The 19,048-nt window shown below is 36.2% G+C and carries 18 protein-coding genes and 2 tRNA genes; 12 read left to right on the top strand and 8 right to left on the bottom strand.

Translation table 11 applies throughout. The features are described from left to right. Positions 1-55: 55 nt before the first annotated feature. Positions 56-556 (top strand): GNAT family N-acetyltransferase, encoded by a 501-nt coding sequence (locus ACOVO2_RS15060; protein ID WP_421770774.1) that lies wholly within the window; start codon positions 56-58, stop codon positions 554-556. On the opposite strand, the gene murI is transcribed toward ACOVO2_RS15060, so the two are convergent. Then, positions 548-1,330, bottom strand: a complete 783-nt coding sequence (murI, locus tag ACOVO2_RS15055; RefSeq protein WP_421770773.1) for a glutamate racemase — start codon at positions 1,328-1,330, stop codon at positions 548-550. The two genes, ACOVO2_RS15060 and murI, sit on opposite strands and share 9 nt — an antisense overlap. Positions 1,331-1,362: 32 nt before the next feature. Further along, the gene (gene dnaB, locus ACOVO2_RS15050) at positions 1,363-2,988 is read right to left on the bottom strand and encodes a replicative DNA helicase (RefSeq protein ID WP_421770772.1); all 1,626 of its coding nucleotides are present in this window, start codon (positions 2,986-2,988) and stop codon (positions 1,363-1,365) included. 246 nt (positions 2,989-3,234) lie between these two features. Between dnaB and ACOVO2_RS15045 the strand changes: the two genes are divergently transcribed. Further along, a complete protein-coding gene (locus ACOVO2_RS15045) occupies positions 3,235-4,185 on the top strand; it encodes a PhoH family protein (protein WP_421770771.1) in 951 nt (316 codons plus the stop codon). Between the two features lie 54 nt (positions 4,186-4,239). After that, positions 4,240-5,517, top strand: coding sequence for a M43 family zinc metalloprotease (locus tag ACOVO2_RS15040; RefSeq protein ID WP_421770770.1), 1,278 nt, complete (start codon positions 4,240-4,242; stop codon positions 5,515-5,517). Here the strand turns inward: ACOVO2_RS15040 and ACOVO2_RS15035 are convergent. Then, the gene (locus ACOVO2_RS15035; RefSeq protein WP_421770769.1) at positions 5,514-6,128 is read right to left on the bottom strand and encodes a DUF2911 domain-containing protein; all 615 of its coding nucleotides are present in this window, start codon (positions 6,126-6,128) and stop codon (positions 5,514-5,516) included. The genes ACOVO2_RS15040 and ACOVO2_RS15035 overlap by 4 nt on opposite strands. A gap of 74 nt (positions 6,129-6,202) precedes the next feature. On the opposite strand from ACOVO2_RS15035, the gene ACOVO2_RS15030 reads away from it, so the two are divergent. Continuing rightward, entirely contained in the window at positions 6,203-6,673 is a 471-nt protein-coding gene (locus ACOVO2_RS15030; RefSeq protein WP_421770768.1) for a deoxycytidylate deaminase, read from the top strand. Between the two features lie 79 nt (positions 6,674-6,752). Here ACOVO2_RS15030 and ACOVO2_RS15025 read toward each other — a convergent pair whose 3' ends face one another. Then, positions 6,753-7,265, bottom strand: coding sequence for an FKBP-type peptidyl-prolyl cis-trans isomerase (locus tag ACOVO2_RS15025; RefSeq protein WP_421770767.1), 513 nt, complete (start codon positions 7,263-7,265; stop codon positions 6,753-6,755). 83 nt (positions 7,266-7,348) lie between these two features. On the opposite strand from ACOVO2_RS15025, the gene ACOVO2_RS15020 reads away from it, so the two are divergent. Further along, on the top strand, positions 7,349-7,951 hold the full coding sequence (locus ACOVO2_RS15020) for an ACP phosphodiesterase (protein ID WP_421770766.1): 603 nt from the start codon (positions 7,349-7,351) through the stop codon (positions 7,949-7,951). 14 nt (positions 7,952-7,965) lie between these two features. Continuing rightward, positions 7,966-8,973 carry a DNA polymerase III subunit delta gene (holA, locus tag ACOVO2_RS15015; RefSeq protein WP_421770765.1) on the top strand — a complete coding sequence of 336 codons (1,008 nt, stop codon included), beginning with the start codon at positions 7,966-7,968 and terminating at the stop codon, positions 8,971-8,973. Between the two features lie 68 nt (positions 8,974-9,041). Here holA and ACOVO2_RS15010 read toward each other — a convergent pair. Continuing rightward, a tRNA-Met gene (locus ACOVO2_RS15010) sits at positions 9,042-9,115 on the bottom strand. Between the two features lie 201 nt (positions 9,116-9,316). Here ACOVO2_RS15010 and ACOVO2_RS15005 point away from each other — a divergent pair. After that, on the top strand, positions 9,317-9,700 hold the full coding sequence (locus ACOVO2_RS15005) for an START-like domain-containing protein (RefSeq protein WP_421770764.1): 384 nt from the start codon (positions 9,317-9,319) through the stop codon (positions 9,698-9,700). 85 nt (positions 9,701-9,785) lie between these two features. Further along, complete coding sequence (locus ACOVO2_RS15000) at positions 9,786-11,270, top strand: LptF/LptG family permease (RefSeq protein WP_421770763.1); 1,485 nt, start codon at positions 9,786-9,788, stop codon at positions 11,268-11,270. 66 nt (positions 11,271-11,336) lie between these two features. On the opposite strand, the gene ACOVO2_RS14995 is transcribed toward ACOVO2_RS15000, so the two are convergent. Continuing rightward, positions 11,337-11,978, bottom strand: coding sequence for a deoxynucleoside kinase (locus ACOVO2_RS14995; protein WP_421770762.1), 642 nt, complete (start codon positions 11,976-11,978; stop codon positions 11,337-11,339). Between the two features lie 139 nt (positions 11,979-12,117). Between ACOVO2_RS14995 and ACOVO2_RS14990 the strand changes: the two genes are divergently transcribed. Next, positions 12,118-13,161 carry a rhodanese-related sulfurtransferase gene (locus ACOVO2_RS14990; RefSeq protein WP_421770761.1) on the top strand — a complete coding sequence of 348 codons (1,044 nt, stop codon included), beginning with the start codon at positions 12,118-12,120 and terminating at the stop codon, positions 13,159-13,161. A gap of 55 nt (positions 13,162-13,216) precedes the next feature. Here the strand turns inward: ACOVO2_RS14990 and rlmD are convergent, their stop codons facing one another. Beyond that, entirely contained in the window at positions 13,217-14,626 is a 1,410-nt protein-coding gene (gene rlmD, locus ACOVO2_RS14985) for a 23S rRNA (uracil(1939)-C(5))-methyltransferase RlmD (protein WP_421770760.1), read from the bottom strand. A gap of 164 nt (positions 14,627-14,790) precedes the next feature. On the opposite strand from rlmD, the gene ACOVO2_RS14980 reads away from it, so the two are divergent. Both ACOVO2_RS14980 and ACOVO2_RS14975 read left to right on the top strand, forming a co-directional pair. Continuing rightward, entirely contained in the window at positions 14,791-16,992 is a 2,202-nt protein-coding gene (locus ACOVO2_RS14980) for a gliding motility-associated C-terminal domain-containing protein (RefSeq protein WP_421770759.1), read from the top strand. Positions 16,993-17,115: 123 nt separating this feature from the next. After that, positions 17,116-17,946, top strand: a complete 831-nt coding sequence (locus tag ACOVO2_RS14975; RefSeq protein WP_421770758.1) for an SDR family oxidoreductase — start codon at positions 17,116-17,118, stop codon at positions 17,944-17,946. Positions 17,947-17,976: 30 nt separating this feature from the next. On the opposite strand, the gene ACOVO2_RS14970 is transcribed toward ACOVO2_RS14975, so the two are convergent. Beyond that, positions 17,977-18,714 carry a hypothetical protein gene (locus tag ACOVO2_RS14970; protein ID WP_421770757.1) on the bottom strand — a complete coding sequence of 246 codons (738 nt, stop codon included), beginning with the start codon at positions 18,712-18,714 and terminating at the stop codon, positions 17,977-17,979. A gap of 124 nt (positions 18,715-18,838) precedes the next feature. On the opposite strand from ACOVO2_RS14970, the gene ACOVO2_RS14965 reads away from it, so the two are divergent. After that, positions 18,839-18,911 (top strand) — tRNA-Lys (locus tag ACOVO2_RS14965). The last annotated feature ends 137 nt before the right edge of the window (positions 18,912-19,048 follow it).

The following is a 19,048-nucleotide window of genomic DNA, read 5'->3' as shown; positions in this document are numbered from 1 at the left end:
AATAACAAAATGATATGCAGGCATACCATATATTTGCAGGCAAATTTGAATAATTATGGAATTGTCGTACAGAATTGCCACCCACAAAGATATTAAAGCGATTCGAGAAATTGCTAATAAAACTTGGTTTGTTACTTACGAGCCAATCTTAGGAAAAGAACAACCAAAGTTTATGTTTGATACAATTTACAGTGAGGAGGCTTTATCTCAGCAAATGGATGATGGACAAACTTTTGTATTACAAATTTTAGGCGATGATATTTTAGCGTTTGCGTCTTTTTCGATAAAAGATAATTCACAAACGGATACTTACAAATTAAATAAACTGTATCTAAACCCCGAATTTCAGGGAGGAGGATACGGTAAAAAACTTATCTCGTTTGTAGAAGAAAAAGTAAAAGCTTTAGGTGCAATGTATCTGGATTTGAATGTAAATCGCTATAACAAGGCTCGCTTTTTTTATGAAAAAGTTGGTTTTGTGATAACAAAAGAGGAAGATATTCCGATTGGAGAATACTGGATGAATGATTTTGTGATGCGAAAAGTATTAGGTTAATTGCTCAATTCGAGCAATATATCTTTCAAATCGAGCTAAATTTTGGGTTGGTTTTCCAGATTCGATGTACTCAACTGATAATTTATTTTCTGTTTTTTGAGAAAGTAAGTTCAGCTTTCCTAAAATATTTTTAAGATGCCGAGCCGTACCTTCATTTCCATCAAAAATACTTAATTGTGGAGCTAATTGATAAAAAATTGGCTCAAAGTATGTAAAATGCGTACAGCCAAGTACGATAGACCCAAATGCTGCTATATCAATTTGTTCGAGAGTTTGCGAAATGTAAATTTCGGCTTCTTCTCCAAATTCTTCTCTTTCGGCAAGTTTTACCAATTCAGGCAAGGCCATTCGTTCAACGATTCCATCGGCATTGAGCGAATCAACTAATCTTTGAAACCGACTCGAACGAAGTGTAATTGGTGTTGCACACACCAAGATTTTCTTTCGTTGAGCGTCGAGTTCTGAGGTGTCGTGGTCAACGGCAACTTTTACAGCTGGCTGTATTGCTATAATAGGTATTTCTAATCTACTCCGCAAATCTTCAACGCATACATTGGTGGCAGTGTTGCAAGCCAGCACAATTGCTTTGACATTACGTGATAGAAAATATTGAATGGCCTTTTCAACAAAACCCTTTATTTCTTCCTCACTTTTGGTGCTGTACGGTACGTTTTCGGTGTCGGCATAATAGCAATATTGTTCGTTAGGTAATTGCCTAATGATTTCATGCAATAATGTAAGACCACCAATACCCGAATCAAAAACACCAATCATTTAGTTCAACGAATATTTTGTAATATTTTAACTTAAAATGGGAAATCCGTTTCAGTATCCAAGTTTCTTGGTTGATTGGCTTTACTTCCAAGAGTAACCGTTCCGCCACCCGCATTTGTGCTTGGTGGAGCACTTCTTTCAAAATTATCTAATGCACCAGCAGTATTGATTGGTTTTGGCATATTGAAATCGCCAAAATTATCTTGTCCCGGAAGTGGTGTATAGAAACCATCTAAATCTGTAAATTTAGTGTATTTACCAATAAATTTAAGTTTCACGGTATCAACATCACCACTACGGTTTTTGGCAATAATAACTTCACCCACACCTTCAGTTGAATTTCCTTGCTCGTCTTGTGTAATTTTATAGTATTCAGGGCGATACAAGAACATTACCATATCGGCATCTTGCTCAATCGACCCCGATTCACGTAAATCTGAAAGCTGAGGACGTTTGTCTCCTCCACGGGTTTCAACCGCACGACTCAACTGTGACAACGCAATTACAGGCACATTAATTTCTTTTGCAAGGTTTTTCATGGCTCTTGAAATCGCAGCAATTTCTTGTTCACGGTTTCCTTTACCACCTCCACCACTTTCGGCTGTCATCAGCTGTAAGTAGTCAATGATTACAAGCCCAATATCAAACTGTGCTTTCAAACGACGGCACTTGGCTCGCATCTCCAAAATTGAGAGTGCGGGAGTATCATCGATATAAATAGGAGCGGAAGATAAATTCTTTATTTTTTGGTGAAGTTGTACCCACTCGTGGTTTTCGAGCTTTCCTTTTCGAAGTTTATTACTATCAATTTCAGCTTCGGCCGAAATCAAACGCAACATCAATTGTGTTGCCGACATCTCTAATGAAAACAGTGCAACTGGCACGCCCCATTCAACCGCCGCATTTCGCATGGCCGAAACCACGAAGGCGGTTTTTCCCATCGCTGGCCTTGCCGCAATAATGGTAAGTTCGGTATTTTGCCAACCACTCGTAATTCGGTCAAGGGCTGTGAAACCACTGGCTACACCAGTCAGGCCATCTTTATTATTTTTCTTCTTTTCGAGTTCTTCGATGGTGGCACGCATAATTGTGCTCGCATCTGCGTAATTTTTACGAATATTACGCTCAGAAATTTCAAAGAAATTTTGTTCTATTTTATCTAAAAGCGTAAAAACATCGGTGGTGTCCTCATAGGCATCTTTTAGTATATCACCCGCAATTTTAATCATATCACGCTTGATTGCTGACTGAGTAATGATACGTGCGTGATACTCAATATTGGCCGCTGAATTTACTTTGTTCGTCAATTTAACGAGGTACGAAGCACCTCCTACAAACTCTAGTTCACCGTTACTTCTTAGCTGAGTAGTAACAGTGAGCATATCAATCGGCTCTGATTTACCGAATAATTGCAAAATGGCATTATAGATTCGTTGGTGAGCCTCTTTGTAGAAACTTGATGGTTGGAGAATATCCACGACCGAAGTCAAGGCATCTTTTTCAATCATTAATGCACCTAAAACCGCCTCTTCGAGCTCTAAGGCTTGAGGAGGTAGCTTGCCAGATTCGTTACGAAAGCTCTCTAAAAAGAGATTCTTCCCGAAACCTCGTTGGTTGCTGGTACTACCAGAAGGATTATTTTGATAACTTTTTTCCATAATATTAATACAATGTTAAGAAGAAAAATGCTGTTTTAAAATACATTGTATTTTTGGCAGTACTTAGATTTATTTATAAATGCTTGATAATCAGTGTTTAAGTAAAGATTTTGGTTTTTTTTGTGGAAAAATAAACAAATTTGTGAATAATTTTTGAACTTTGGGAAACAAAATGACACCCGCAAAGGTCTTACTTTTGGTGAATTTAAATATATAAAACTACATTTAAACAACTTATTTTTTATTTTGACAGATAAAGTATTCACATTAGAAGAAGAAATCTCATTGACTGATTTTCTTGGAGTAGAAAATATTAACATCAAAGAGGTGGCAAGTGCATTTCCGTTGAGTAAAATTATCTCTCGTGGAAATCAGATTTTGATAAAAGGAAACACCGATGAAATAAATAGAATATCGGAAGTTTTAGAGGCGATGATAGAGCATTTGCGAAAATACGGCAGGATTTCAATCGACCAAGTTAAAAGTTACATCAAAGAAGATGCTGAATCGGCCACTCACGAAACCCCCGACGATGAACTGATTTTAGTTGGAACAAAAGGAAATGCCATCAAAGCCAAAACTGCTAACCAGAAAAAAATGGTTGAAGCCTGTAAAAATTTTGATATAATGTTTGCCACTGGGCCTGCTGGTACAGGTAAAACCTATACGGCAGTCGCGTTGGCGGTGAGGGCTTTGAAAGACAAACAAGTCAAAAAAATTATAATTACGCGTCCGGCGGTTGAGGCAGGTGAGAATCTTGGTTTTCTTCCAGGCGATTTAAAAGAAAAAATCGACCCGTATTTAAGACCAATCTACGATGCACTCGAAGATATGATTCAGTCGGAAAAGCTGAAGTTTTATATCGAAAATCGTACGATAGAAATTGCACCTTTGGCATATATGCGTGGTCGAACGCTCAATAATGCTTTTATTTTACTCGATGAAGCTCAAAATACGACTCCCATGCAAATCAAAATGTTTTTGACACGTATGGGGCCACTTTCAAAAGCAATCATTACGGGTGATAAAACTCAAATAGATTTACCCTCAAAACAAAAATCTGGCTTGGCTGATGCTTTATATATCTTAAAAGATATCAAAGGAATTGGTTTCATTGAGTTAGATGACAGAGACGTGGTAAGACATAGGTTAGTGAGAGACATCTTAAAGGCCTACGAAAAAGCTGAGGGAAATTAGAATGAACATAAAAATCTTGCAACCAAATCCACGAGTTCATTCGTCTTTATAGTTATGAAAAAGAATATTTACATTTCCTTATTTTTAGCGTTTGTTTACGTTGATTCATTGGCACAAAAAGTTCGTTTCTGTGCCAATGAATTCTGTGATTCGGTTGCTAAAACATCCAATAGCCGATACCATCAAAATAAAGTTAGGTACGAAGAAGCCTTGGATGCCCAATTAAATTTTCAAAAGAATTTCAGGGTGGCTGCTGAGATTATACGTATTCCAGTGGTGGTTCATGTGATTCATAATCAAATCAATGGGCAAATTGCGGGAACGAATATTCCCGATGAGCAGATTTATTCACAGATAAAAGTTCTTAACGAAGATTATCGTAGGAAGGAAGGTACGCTGGGATTTAATACAAATCCTGTCGGGGCTGATACTGAAATCGAATTCTTTTTGGCAAGTATTGACCCCGATGGAAACCCATCTTCTGGAATTAAGCGAGTTTACTCTCCCCGAAATTCCTTCAATATAGTCAACGATAATGACAGAACTGCATTATCTAATTTATCATATTGGGATAGCAATAAATACCTCAATATCTGGGTTGCACCTTTAAGTTCAGGATTTATTGGTTACGGTGAGTTTCCTTATTCAGAATCAGTTGAAGGTTTGGATATCGATTCCGATGAACGATTAGACGGTGTATTTATTGATTACACAGTTTTTGGTAAAAAATCTGGTACTAATCAGTCTGGTATTTATTCTTTTGGTCGCACTGTTACTCACGAAGTTGGACATTGGATGGGCCTCTATCATACATGGGGAGATGAACGCTGCGGTACTGATTACGTAGCAGATACTCCGGTAGCCACCGGGTCAAATAGTTCGGCATTTTGTAGAGATATGTTTTCAACCTGCACAGGTGTGCGTACTCGTAACATGATTGAGAACTATATGGATTACTCGCCCGACTCATGTATGAATATTTTTACTCAAGGCCAAAAACAGCGAATGAGAGCAGCTCTTGACTTAAGCAAGCGTAGAAAAAGAGTTTTAAATTATGCTAAGTTCCAATTGCCGCCATCTAATGCTTTACAAGTAAATACCGAAAACCCAGTGCCAATTTCAAATCCTCAGTTTCAGATTTTACTGCCTGATTTTCAAGATTTTAATGTAGTTATAAGAGATATTTTTGGAAGAGAAGTTTTCAATCAAACTTACCTCGATTTGCCCAGTACGATTATTTCTCTGCCTAAAGGTATAATAACTCCAGGAGTGCATATTCTCACAGTAACTTCTAATCGGCAAGTTGTGCAGAAGAAATTAGTTTTTTACTAATTTCTTCTGCGTTTTTTCTTCTTTGATGGTTTCTCTAATTCACCTATTTTCTGAATAGGTACTGTAACTTTTACGGTATCCCACAGTAGGAGTAGATTGAAACCATTGCTTACATCTTCAAACTGAATCGTGAATCCCTCATAAATATCTGAGTTGGTTGACACTGGAGCTTCATATATCAATACATTTTTTGTGGCATCGTAGTCAAAATCACCCCAAAGACCAAGTTCTGAATTCAGAATAATCGTCCATTTATCTTTATTCGGTATCGAAAAAAGTGTGTATGTACCTGCTGGTAATTGTGTACTGCCAATTTGTATATTATTGGTAAACGTAATCTCTGTTGCTTCATTTGCCCCAGTTCTCCATAGTTTTCCGTATGGCACTAAATTGCCAAATATTTCTCTTCCTTTCTTTAAAGGTTGTCCATAAGTACATTTTACGTAATTATTTTCTGTTGTTTTCAAATTTGCAATTACGATTGGGCTGCTTCTTACTTGTGGCTTAACGATACTGTCGTTCAAAATTCGGGCGGTAGATTGAAGTGTAGATAAACAAATTGATAGAAAAAGAATAGGGATTGAAAGCGTAAGGTTTGAGTAAGATTTCATAATTTAGCGTTTTGATTCTTTTAGATAGCAAAAAGGTTTTTTTGTTATATTTTTTACAAAGTAACGACCATTTTATGGAAAAAGTTGTAAAACAACGACCCGATTTTGACGAAATTTTTATGGAATTAGCCGAGAATTTGGCCCTCCGTTCGCACTGTGTGAAAGCACAAGTCGGAGCTGTTTTAACCAAAGATACTCGTATAATTTCGATTGGTTATAATGGGCCACCAGCTGGAACTCATAATTGCGATGAGGAATTTCCAGAACATGGCTGCCCGAGAGATTCAAAAGGTAGCTGTTCGCTGGCACTTCATGCCGAGCAAAATGCTATATTATACGCCTCAAAAAATGGAGCAAATATCGAAGGAACGACTTTGTATGTGACTCTTTCTCCTTGTATTGCATGTGCAAGGGTTATTTATTCAATGAAAATCAAGAAAGTATTTTATGCCAAGTCATACGCACAGTATAAAGGCATCCCGAATGATGAAGGAGTAGATTTTTTGAGAAAATTTGGTGTAGAAGTTACTCAGTTTGGTGCTTAATTGCTTTTAAAATGAAAATTAGTTATTGCGAATTGTAGTTTTTTTAATTTTCCCAATAACTAATTTTCTTACCAATATATCAATGCACTACGCCGCCTTCGCCATGTACGTGGCCATGGGCAATTTCTTCGGTTGTAGCATCTCTTACTCCCAGAACTTTACCCATAAAGTGCATATTTTGTCCAGCAAGTGGATGATTGAAGTCAAGAATTACAAACTCGTCTGTAATTTCTACTATTCGCCCGTTCATTCTATTTCCTTCATCATTTGAAAAAGGAATCATGTTTCCAATTTCGAGCATTCCTTCTGGAATTTTTCCATCTTCAATCTTAAAGTTTTCAATCGGAAAATCAATAATAGCTTCTGGGTCTGGCTCTCCATAACCATCGGCAGCATCAACCGAAAACTTAAATTCATCACCAGCTTGAAGTCCGTTCAATTGAGCTTCAAAGGCCTCCGGTAAACCACTCATGCCTTGAATAAAAACCATTGGCTCGTCCTCTTGTACGATTTCGAGCATTTCTCGGTTGGTTTCGCTGCCTATTTCTAATTCATAAATTATCTTTACTACTTTGTTGGTTTCAATCTTCATCAATTAATTTTTTGATAGTTTATAGATGTTATTTTTCTAACTTTGTCGCAAACGTACGCATATTCGGTTATTTAATGAATTTTTTGGCACATTTATTTCTTTCAGGCAATAACGAAGAACTCATGGTGGGGAATCTTTTGGAAGATTACGTTGTGGGAAGAATCGAGCATCCCAGAAATTCGCATTATTCCAACACCATTAAAGATGGTATTTTGCTACATCGAATAATTGATAGCTTTACCGATACCCATGTTTCTGTAAGTACCTGTAAAGCAGTATTATACGATAAATACCATAAATACTCGGCCGTTTTGGTCGATATTTTCTTTGATCATTATTTAGCTACTCATTGGAAAACGTACTCATCAGAACCATTTGATGATTTTCGGCAGCGGGTTCATGTTTCATTCCAAAACCACTGGTCAATGCTTCCAGAAAAAATGAAACCTATGATAGAATCTATGATAAAACACGATTGGCTGAAAAACTATAGCGAGTTTTGGGGTATAGAAAGAGCTTTGATGGGAATTTCAAGAAGAACAGTATATGAATCAAATATGGAAAAAGCTACTGAAGATTTAAAGATGCATTATTCGCTTTTTGATGAACAGTTTGCGTTATTTTTTCCAGAAATGATGGCTCAGTGCAACAATTTTCTGAGCGAAAAAGGTTATAGTATTATTTAATTTAGTGAATGTAGATGTCAGATATTTTAAAGTCAATAAAGAAAGATTCAATAAAACCGCTATATTTTCTGCATGGCGAGGAGCAATTTCATATTGAACAAATTGTTGAGAAAATACAAAACCTGGCGATTCCTGCCCACGAGAAAGGTTTTAATGAATTTATCTTGTTTGGTAAAGACCTAAATGTTGGGGCTTTGTTGAATTATGCACGACGATTTCCGATGATGGCCGAGAAGCAACTAATCATTGTGAAAGAAGCCAATCAGATTCAAGGAATAGATACGAAAGAAAATCAAAAATTAATCGAAGATTATGCTCTCAATCCGCTACCTTCAACTATCTTGGTTTTAAGTTTTTCCAACGCACAAGACGAACGCAAAGCTTGGGTAAAATCCTTCGCTAAAAATGGGGTTTTGCAGAATTTTAAGAAGTTATACGATAATCAACTACCTGAATTTGTGGCATCGTATTGCCACGGCAGAGGCGTTAAGATTAGTATGAAAGCCATTCAATTGTTGATTGAGCACATAGGCAACGACCTCAAAAGATTAACGGGTGAGTTGGAAAAAGTTATTTTAAACGTAAAGCTTGGCGAAGGAATTGATGCCGACGTGATTCAGAAATATGTTGGAATTAGTAAAGAATACAACGTCTTTGAGTTACAAAAAGCACTTATCCAACGTGATGTTGTGCGTGCCAACCAAATCATTATTTATTTTGGGAATAACCCTAAGGATAACCCGATTCAGCCAATTCTGATTATTCTGTACAATTTCTTTAGCAAGGTGTTGTTAATTCATGGTTCAAATGATAAATCTGAGTCGGGTGTGGCATCGTTATTAAAAGTAAATAGTTTCTTTGCAAAAGATTATTTAGCTGCCGCACGAAATTATTCTTTGTCAAAATTAGCTTTTGTGATACATTGTATTAAAATTGCTGACCTAAAGTCGAAGGGAGTGGATGCAGGCGAAGAAAACGAAGGGGATATTTTACAAAAATTGATATTTGAGATTTTACACTAATATAATTTATTTGTGATGCCGAAAAAGAGACATAAAAAAAGAGTCTCAAAACTGAGACTCTTTCGAAGTTGCGGGAAGCGGAATCGAACCGCCGACCTTAGGGTTATGAATCCTACGCTCTAACCATCTGAGCTATCCCGCATTATTTTTTTTATATTATTTAGGACTTTTATTATTGTCCCGAAGAATATGTTGCAAAATTACACAAAGATTTCTTACATTGCAAAAAAAGTAATAGCAGTAAGTTAATATTTCATGAAAATTTATATATATTCTTGAAATAGTTATTTAATAAGGCTAAGTCGAGTTCGATTTAGGTTATATTTTCTAAATTTTATGAATTATGGAAAAATTCAAATTTTCTCGTGAATACGAATTCAAGGCATCACCAAAAGTATTATACCAGTATTTTAGTACGCCAGCTGGCCTGCAACAATGGTTTGCATCGAAAGTAAAGTACACAAGCGATTCTAATTTTGATTTTATTTGGGATAATGAAAGTCATCCCGCTCGAATGTCGGTACAAAGAGTCAATAAATTAGTAAAATTTGATTTCTTGAAAGAAAGTCAAAGAGGAAATTTCGTAGAGTTTAAGTTGGAGCAGAGCGAGCTTACAAACGCAACATTTTTAAAAATCACAGATAATTCGGATAATAACGATGTCGAGGAATTAGAAGATATTTGGGATGATATGATTTATAAGTTGAAAGAAATTGTGGGTGGATGAGGTGTTTTATGTTAATTAAACTTAATGAACTTGTGAAAATGAATTTCCTGTCGGAATTTTGTGCCACAGAATCATTACGTCTTGAATGAAGAAAATTGATATTTTAGTTATTAGGTCTTTTATTGGGCCATTTATATTAACTACCTGTGTGGTAGTTTTTATTTTTTTGATGCGTTTCCTTATGCTTTACTTCAATGATTTTGTGGGTAAAGATTTAGGGTATGATGTATTCGGAAAACTTTTTGTTTATTTTTCGCTAATTACTGTTCCAATAGCACTGCCTTTGTCGGTTCTTTTGGCTTCGTTGATGTGTTTTGGTAATTTGGGCGAATACACGGAGTTGACCGCTATAAAATCGGCTGGTGTGCCCATTTCGCGAGTTTTGTTGCCAGCTATGATTTTTGCCATGTGTGTAAGTATTTTTTCGCTTTGGTTCAATAATACAGTCAACCCGTGGGCAAACTTAAAAGGTTATAGTTTATTGTATGATGTAAAAACAACTAAAGTTACACTCAACGTTAAGGAGGGTATTTTCTACAAGGAAATTCCGGGATATAGTATTAAAGTCTTAAAAAAATTCCCTGATGGAAAAACACTAAAAGGGGTGACGATTTATAACCATGCCAGTAATAATGGAAACGTAAATGTGACTTTGGCAGATTCTGGTAGAATGTATACCATGTATGACAATACCTATTTGGTATTTGAGCTTTTCAATGGCACAAACTACGTTGATTATAAAGGTAATGATGGAAATTACAACGAGACTCAATTTGTAAAGAATAGTTTTAAGCAAAACAAGATGGTATTCTCGTTAGAATCTTTTGGTATGCGAAGAACCGACGAGTCGCAGTTTAAGTACCATGAGTACATGAAAAACATCACACAACTAAATAATCAAGCCGATTCGGTTGCGATTGATGTAGAAAAAACATTGAAATCACAGGTTATTACAGCCACTCAATTATATAACTTTCAATTTAAAAAATATCCTGTCGATACTTCAAAACAAGCTCGTGAGAAAAAGCCAATTGTGGGAGGCAAGTGGGTGAAAGAAAAATTAAAACTTGGCGATAATTCGTATCGTTTAGACGAAACCTTCGAAACATCGATTTCACAAGCAAAAAATATCCGTGACCAGTTTTCAACAACTGTCGATATAGTAAAAAGTAAAAAACGTGATGGAATTAAAGCACAAGTTGAGAAATGGCATAAGTTTACGATGGCTTTTGCGTGCTTCGTGATGTTTCTGATTGGCTCATCTTTGGGGTCTATCATCAAAAAAGGTGGATTCGGAATGCCAGTTTTGCTTTCCATCACTTTTTTTATATTGATGTACGTATTGATGCAATTAGGCGACAAGTATGCCAAAGAAGATATTTGGCCAGTTCTTTTAGGAGTTTGGATGCCCGATATTGTTTTGTTATTTTTCGGGATTTACTTCCTTATCAAAGCCACCAACGACGCTCGTTTATTTGAAAGTGATATTTACGATGTATATTTTGATAGATTAAAAACTTATTGGAAAAATCGGAAATTTCTAAAACAAAAAGTTTCAGCGAATGCCTAAAACAAAAAAGCCATGAAATCATATCTTCATGGCTTTTTTGTGGCTTTCAATTTAACTTTGTTGATACTAAATATCTTGTATTTCGAGTTGGGTTCCCATGCTGATGTTGCGGTCGATAATCTCTACAATATGCTCAAAGTCTTCGTTGCGTTCGGCATAATCAAGATTGTTTACATCAATCACCAATAGTTTTCCGTGTGTATATAAATTCGCAAAATCCTCATAAAGAGTGTTTAGGCTTATTAGATAGTTGGGGTCGATGTTTTTTTCAAATTCCCGTCCTCTTTTATTGATTTGTCGTTGAAGTTTTGGTAGGTCGGCACGTAAATAAATCATCAAATCAGGATGAGTGATTGCCTGTGTGATGGTATTAAACATACTTTTATAAGTCTGATAATCAGTTTCATTAAACTTTCCAGACTCATATAAATTTCGAGCAAAAATATAGGCATCTTCATAAATCGACCTATCTTGAATAATGGTTTTTTCTTCGGTAAGTTTCTTTATTTTCAAAACTTGCTCAAAACGGCTATTGAGAAAGTAAATTTGTAAGTGAAACGCCCATTTTTCCATGTCCTCATAAAATGGTGGCAAGTAAGGATTGCCATCTACTGCTTCGTATAATACATCCCATCCGTAATGATTGGCCAGTTTAGTAGCTAAGGTAGTTTTGCCGGCACCTATATTGCCCGTAATCGCAATGTGCATTGTTACTTTTTCGGAGTTAACTTTTAAATATATTTTGCAAATTAAGGCTTTATCTGATAAAAATCATAAAATAAAAAAATATGTTTCGTAATTTTGCAGCTGTTCAAATCAAGTTTACACCTTGAAAGATTGAAAATCAATGGAAAATAAGAATACAACTGCAATTACCGAAAACTCGGTAGAAACGACTATTTCGGCCCCTGTTTATCATGTTTTACTTTATTACATTTATTCGCCAATCGAAAATGTAGTTGAGTATCGAGACATTCACCATCAATTTTGCTTAGAAAATAATCTACTTGGTCGAATAATTATAGCTCCCGAAGGTCTGAATGGAACTGTATCGGGCTTACCCGAAGATACTCAAAAGTATATGGATTGGGTAAAAGCTGACCCAAGGTTTGCAAAAGTTGATTTTAAGGTCGAGAAAGTTGATAAGCACGCTTTTACGAAACTTTACGTCCGAATCAAAAAAGAAATTGTTCATTCAGAGCTACCTGTCAATCCTTTAGAACAAACTGGAAAGCACCTCGAACCTGCTGATTTTAAGGAGTTAATCAAGAGTGACCCGAATGTGGTCTTGGTTGATATGCGTTCAAATTATGAGCATTCGGTTGGGAAATTTAAAGGTGCTGTAACTTTCGATATGGAAAATCTTCGTGAGTTACCCGACCATGTGAATGAAATCGCTCATTTAAAAGATAAAAAAATTGTAACGTATTGCACGGGTGGAATTAAGTGCGAAAAAGCAAGTGCCTATCTATTATCACAAGGCTTTACTGATGTGTATCAACTTCACGGAGGTATCATAAAATATGGCCTTGAAGAGGGGGGAGAAGATTTTGATGGGAAATGCTACGTTTTTGACAATCGTTTAACCACGAATGTAAATAGCGTAAATCCTGTAGTGATTTCGAAATGCCATATTTGTGGTACAGACTCTGACCGTATGGTCAATTGTGCAAATCCGGATTGTAATGAACATTTGCCAATTTGCGAAAAATGTGGTCATGAAATGGAAGGAGCGTGTTCGGTTGAATGCAAAGAAAATCCAAGAAAACGCCCGTACGATGGAACTGGTTATTATGCAAAGACCACCGTTGGTTACAAACCTGAAATTGCATTCAGAACTCGAAAGAACACTAAAACCTTACATATTGTTGAGGAATTAGGATTAAAATAAAGGATAAAAAAAAGGATTCTTTCACAGAATCCTTTTTTTGTTTATGACTTGACTTTTAATGTTTCAAATCTAATCTAACTACATTCTCAACGTGGTGCGTATGCGGAAACATATCGACAGGTTGTACGACTGAAATATCATATTTTTCGCTCAAGATAGCTAAATCACGGGCCTGAGTGGCTGGGTTGCAACTTACATAAACAATTCGTTTTGGTGCGGCTTCCATGAGCGTTCTGACTACCGCCTCGTCCATGCCTGCACGTGGAGGGTCGGTAATCACAACATCTGGCTTTCCGTGTTGGGCTATAAACTCATTTGTCAAAAATTTACGCATATCACCCGCATAGAAGCTTGTATTGTGCAATTCATTGACATCAGCATTTATTTTTGCATCTTCAATCGCTTCTGGCACATATTCTATACCGATTACTTTTTTAGCTTTTTTGGCCACAAAATTGGCAATCGTACCCGTTCCCGTATAAAGGTCATATACCAATTCATTTCCAGTCAAATCAGCTAATTCTCTTGTGATTTTATACAATTCATAGGCTTGCTCTGAATTTGTCTGATAGAAAGATTTAACCCCAATTCTAAAAGTTAAATCTTCCATACGCTCTTCAATGTATGGTTTACCGTAGTAGGTATGAACCTCTAAATCAAAGAAAGTATCATTGCGTTTTTGATTCAGTATGTAGTTCAACGATGTTATTTGCGGAAAATTTGTGTGCAAATGTTCCATCGTTGCTTTGATATCATCTTTGTTATCTTGGGCAAATTGCACCATCACCATCAAGTCGCCCGTTGTCGAGGTCCTAATCATGATGTTTCTCAAGAAGCCTTCGTGTGCTATGTGGTCATAGTAAGTATAGTTATTGGCATTGGCGAAGTCACGCAACGTAAGCCTGATGGCATTCGATGGGTCAGCTTGGTGATAGCACTTTTCAATCGGAAGTACTTTCTCAAAACGTTTCGGAACGTGGAAACCCAACGCATTTTTACTCATGGCCTCCTCAGTGTTAATTTCATCCCTTGTAAACCATCTGCTATTTGAGAAAGTGTATTCCAACTTATTTCTATAAAACTGCGTTTTTGCTGAGCCCAAAATAGGTTTAATGCTTGGCAAGTCAAGTTTTCCAATACGCTTTAATTGCTCATTTACTTGATTGTATTTTAACTCTAATTGCTTTTCGTATGGTACGTGTTGCCATTTGCATCCTCCACAAACCCCAAAATGCTCACAGAATGGGGCTATTCTGTCGGGCGAATACTCGAGTATTTCAAGCACATTTGCTTCTGCGTAGTTTTTCTTTCGGTTATTCACAAAAAGTTTTACTTTATCGCCTGGATGAACATTGCTTCCCTCAATAAAAATTACCTGACCGTTGTGTTTTGCAATACATTTTCCTTCGGCTGCAAAGCTTTCAACTACAATCGACTCTATGACAAATGTCTTTACTTTTCCCATTATTTATTTTGCTTAACCTTTTTGAATTGAAATCATAAGAATTACGATTTCTCGTTAGTTTTAATTCACAAAAGTATTTAACTTAGCTTTAAGTTCAAAATCCAACCTTTGCCTTAGATTTTACGTCTATGTAATTGAAATTCTCCCTATGAAACTTATTTGCTATGAAAAGATTTTTCCTATTCATTTTTTTTCAATTATTGGTTTCTGTTTGCTTTGCCTCCCACATAGTTGGTGGCGAAATTGAAGTGGTTCCACTCAAAAATCCAGTTGTGGGTACCAGCACACACCAAGTGACTTTAAGTTTGTATTTCGATGCCATAAATGGCCGAACCGCTGCCGAAGATTTATCTATTACGCTACAAATTTACCGCAAAAGAGATTTGATGCGTATGGGTAATGTTACTTGTCCGCAAGTTTACCGGCAGCCCATCAAATACATCGACCCCTCGTGTCAAAAAGGAGATTTATCTACATTACTCATGAAATATTCAAACAATATCAATCTTCCAGAAGCTGATTTTTCAGACCCAGAAGGCTATATGATTGTTTGGGAAAGGTGTTGTAGAAATTCCATCATTACCAATATTCAAAACCCAAGCAATGTTGGAATGGTATTTTATACCGAGTTTCCACCTGTAACGACTCCCAATACAACTCCCCGTTTCCGAGATATTATTGCTGACTATGTTTGCATAAACCAGAACTTTGAAATGGATTTTAGTGCAACAGATGCCGATGGTGATAGTCTTGCTTACACGTTAGTTGTACCTTGGATAGGAAATTCATCCCCACAACAATCTAATCCTACAAATTCCCCGAGCAATAATTATCGTGAAGCATCATGGGTTCCTGGTATTAGTATTGATAATGTCATCCCTGGTGAGATTCCACTTCGTGTTGATGCTCAAACTGGAGTACTGTTTGTAAAACCAAACAAATTAGGGCTTTATGTATTTTCGGTAATGGTTGAGGAGTTTCGTAAAGGAAAGCGTATCGGACGAATGAAAAGAGATTTTCAACTGAAAGTGATTGATTGTATCTTCAATAGCCCACCGCAGGTAATGGTAGCCACACAAAACTCAAAGAAGTTTTTTAAAGATGGGGAAGTGATAACGCTAAAAAAAGGAGAAAAACGCTGCTTTGATGTTTTATTCACCGACCCTGACCTGAAGCAAAGAGTTACACTTTCGGCAAGAGGCGTAAATTTTGATACAAGAAAAATACTTTTACAATCGACTGTCAACGTAGAAATAACAAGTAAAGATACGCTTAAAACTTCATTCTGTTTAGAAGACTGCATAGTTACTCGAAACAACGTTCCAGCTGAATTTTTTATAAATATCAGCGATAACGGTTGCCCTGTACCACAAAATAGGGGCTATCGCATGAAAATTCAGTTTGAAGAAAATCAGAATACTAAGCCTACAGTCACAACATCATTGCTGAGTAATCCGGTGATTACCTACGGAGATACGCTAAAATTTACAGTCTTTGGAAACGATATAGACAACGATACACTTTCGCTAACAGGTAATGGTCGAAATTTCAATTTTGGCAGTTATGGCTTCTCTTTTCCTTCTAAGCAGGGTTTAGGCAATGTCAATTCTATTCTTCAATTTATTCCCAATTGCGAAGCCCTCAAACAAAAACAAATGTTGTTAGATTTCGTAGTAAGAGACCAGCGTTGTGGAGTGACTACACAGACCATCTACTCGGTTCCGGTTGAGGTAAAAGGAAAGCAAAATAATTCACCTATTGTTGCAACAACCTTGGTAAATAACACAGCAGAGCTCATCCTCAACCCTAACGCTGCCAATGAGCTAACGTTTAATGTCAATGCTCAAGATTCCGATAATGAGCAGCTTACACTTACGGGCGTTCCGAAAGGGTTTGAGTATAAGAATGTCTTGATGACATTTGATAATAAAGAAGGTAGGGGAAAAGTAAGTAGCTTATTTACCTGGAAACCAACGTGCTTTATGCTCGGTGGGCAAGATTCAAAGGAATTTATTGTTAATTTTTCGACAAAAGATAATAATTGTTTGCAGTTACAAGATTCTGTCAGTGTAAAACTTATATTGAAAGATAACTCCGTAATCGAAAACCCTATTCAGCCATATAACACATTTACGCCAAACGGCGACGGTAAGAACGATTTTTTTAGCTTAGGTACAATTCCAGAAGACAATTGCAAGCGACAATTCAAGAAGTTTGAGATTGTGAATAGGTGGGGTAAATCGGTTTTTGTTACTAATGAACGAAGTTTTATTTGGACTGGCGAGAACGAATCATCGGGTGATTATTTTTATGCTTTAACATATTCTGACAAAGTTTACAAAGGAGTTATTCACTTGGTTCGCTAATTTTAATCGTTTTCTAATTGTTTTTAATATTTTTTGGGAACAAATTCGTAAAAAAAAACATTTTAATACCATAATAGTTGTACCAATTATTGGTGATAATTTATTTTTTAAACTATTTATTCCATGCTAAAAGATAAAGTTGTAATCATTACAGGTGGTTCGTCGGGTATTGGTAAAGCTCTTGCCTTTGAACTTGGTAAAGAGCATTGTAAATTGATTATTACTGGTCGAAATATCGACAAATTAGAACAAACCAGCCACGAACTTTCAATGCAAGGAATCGAGAATCATTATTTAGTAGCCGATTCCAGTTTAGAGTATGACAACAAACGAATAGTTGCCGAGGCAATTTATCATTACGGCAAAATCGATATTTTAATTAATAACGCAGGCATTACAATGCGGTCGATGTTTGAAGATGCTGATATTGATGCCACTATTCGTAAAGTAATGGACATTAATTTTTTTGGTACAGTTTATCTCACTCAAGCTGCACTCCCTTACATTAAAAAAGCCAAAGGCACAATTGTCGGAATTTCTTCGATTGCTGGCTACAGAGGCTTACCGGTGCGAAGTGGTTATTCTGCATCTAAATTTGCAGTAAATGGTTTTCTTGAAGCACTACGAACGGAGCTCTTGTACTCTGGGGTTAATGTATTGACAGCCTGCCCAGGTTTTACTTCTTCAAATATTCGATATTCTGCCATCGATGCACACGGAGAAGTCAGTCAGGAAACTGTGCGAGACGAACAAAAAATGATGTCCTCTGAAGAGTGTGCCATGCACATTGTGAAGGCAATTAAAAAACGTAAGCGTTCGATTGTTTTAACCAGCGAAGGTAAACTTACTGTATGGTTAAATAAACTTTTTCCTTCTTGGGTTGATAAATTGGTTTATACTACCTTGGCCAAGGAGAAAAACTCTCCATTGAAGCAAATTAGCGAAATTCACTAGTCATCATTAATAGCCTGCAGATTTTGCAGGCTATTTTACTAACCATATATCACTTTCTTTCAAATAGCAGAAATCTCCCTCCCAAAGAACCTGATACCAAATATCATCTGTTCTGATCACGTTTAGTCTATTACCTTCTCCGATACTTCCAACAATTTGAGAAGCGGCCGATGGGTAGTCTCTGAGGTAAACCTTTTCATTTTTTATTATTGCCGATTTATAATTATTGGGCAGGTTGATTAACCCCGCTAAAAAAAATAAATAGACAATGAATATAACCTTATGGCTTATAGGAGAAAACTGTTGATTTTTTTTCTTTAGCATTAACACCGTAAAAATATAAAGGCCTAAAAGCAGAAAACCTACCCAAACATAATTAGAGTATTTGCTGTAATAGAACAAAAAATAATTCAAATCATTTTTTTCATAACCCTTAAAGCCATTCTCAGTTGCCACGATATACATTTTTTCAAAAACTTTTTCGTTGGGCTGTTTGAAAAAATAGAGATTGAGGTAATACAATTCTTTTACAAACTCTCCCTTCGTTTCTGAAATATTTGCAAGTTTTAAATAAATTTTTGGATTGACATTTTGAGAATTTTCGATGATTTTCTCATAAATGTTCTTAGCCTCATCAAATTTTTTTTGAATAAATAAAGAATCTGCTTTTTTATTTAAAGCAGTTTGTCCCTGACTATCAGTTACTTGCAGGAAAATTAAAAAAAAAGTGAAAAATATTTTCAGAAAATTCAAAAAGTATATTTGCATCGTATTGTTAAAAGTACTAATTTTGCACCACGATTTAAGAACAACAGCACAGAAAAGCAAAGTTAATACAAATAATTTCACTTTCAAATCTGTTTCAAACTTAAAGAGTAAATACAAAAATAACGATTCCGTAGCTCAGTTGGTAGAGCAATACACTTTTAATGTATGGGTCCTGGGTTCGAGTCCCAGCGGGATCACAAGGGCTATCAGTGATAGTTCTTCTTCGTGTCAGAGGGCACATTTACATATATACAGACAATGGCTTTTGCCAAAAGTTTGATGATTCCGTAGCTCAGTTGGTAGAGCAATACACTTTTAATGTATGGGTCCTGGG

It is taken from the genome of Emticicia sp. (assembly GCF_049241225.1).
GTDB lineage: Bacteria > Bacteroidota > Bacteroidia > Cytophagales > Spirosomataceae > Emticicia.
The sequence above is the reverse complement of the archived record's forward strand: the minus strand, read 5'-3'. Positions and strand labels throughout refer to the sequence as shown.

What these genes read in the sequence shown, in the direction of transcription:
- ACOVO2_RS14995 (WP_421770762.1), bottom strand. Translation starts at nt 11,978, where the DNA reads ATGCACATTGCGATTACGGGCAATATAGGTGCCGGCAAAACTACCTTA.
- rlmD (WP_421770760.1), bottom strand. Translation starts at nt 14,626, where the DNA reads ATGGGAAAAGTAAAGACATTTGTCATAGAGTCGATTGTAGTTGAAAGC.
- ACOVO2_RS15005 (WP_421770764.1), top strand. Translation starts at nt 9,317, where the DNA reads ATGGAAAAATTCAAATTTTCTCGTGAATACGAATTCAAGGCATCACCA.
- holA (WP_421770765.1), top strand. Translation starts at nt 7,966, where the DNA reads ATGTCAGATATTTTAAAGTCAATAAAGAAAGATTCAATAAAACCGCTA.
- ACOVO2_RS14980 (WP_421770759.1), top strand. Translation starts at nt 14,791, where the DNA reads ATGAAAAGATTTTTCCTATTCATTTTTTTTCAATTATTGGTTTCTGTT.
- ACOVO2_RS15025 (WP_421770767.1), bottom strand. Translation starts at nt 7,265, where the DNA reads ATGAAGATTGAAACCAACAAAGTAGTAAAGATAATTTATGAATTAGAA.
- ACOVO2_RS15035 (WP_421770769.1), bottom strand. Translation starts at nt 6,128, where the DNA reads ATGAAATCTTACTCAAACCTTACGCTTTCAATCCCTATTCTTTTTCTA.
- ACOVO2_RS15000 (WP_421770763.1), top strand. Translation starts at nt 9,786, where the DNA reads ATGAAGAAAATTGATATTTTAGTTATTAGGTCTTTTATTGGGCCATTT.
- ACOVO2_RS15060 (WP_421770774.1), top strand. Translation starts at nt 56, where the DNA reads ATGGAATTGTCGTACAGAATTGCCACCCACAAAGATATTAAAGCGATT.
- ACOVO2_RS14970 (WP_421770757.1), bottom strand. Translation starts at nt 18,714, where the DNA reads ATGCAAATATACTTTTTGAATTTTCTGAAAATATTTTTCACTTTTTTT.
- ACOVO2_RS15030 (WP_421770768.1), top strand. Translation starts at nt 6,203, where the DNA reads ATGGAAAAAGTTGTAAAACAACGACCCGATTTTGACGAAATTTTTATG.
- ACOVO2_RS14990 (WP_421770761.1), top strand. Translation starts at nt 12,118, where the DNA reads ATGGAAAATAAGAATACAACTGCAATTACCGAAAACTCGGTAGAAACG.
- murI (WP_421770773.1), bottom strand. Translation starts at nt 1,330, where the DNA reads ATGATTGGTGTTTTTGATTCGGGTATTGGTGGTCTTACATTATTGCAT.
- ACOVO2_RS14975 (WP_421770758.1), top strand. Translation starts at nt 17,116, where the DNA reads ATGCTAAAAGATAAAGTTGTAATCATTACAGGTGGTTCGTCGGGTATT.
- ACOVO2_RS15040 (WP_421770770.1), top strand. Translation starts at nt 4,240, where the DNA reads ATGAAAAAGAATATTTACATTTCCTTATTTTTAGCGTTTGTTTACGTT.
- dnaB (WP_421770772.1), bottom strand. Translation starts at nt 2,988, where the DNA reads ATGGAAAAAAGTTATCAAAATAATCCTTCTGGTAGTACCAGCAACCAA.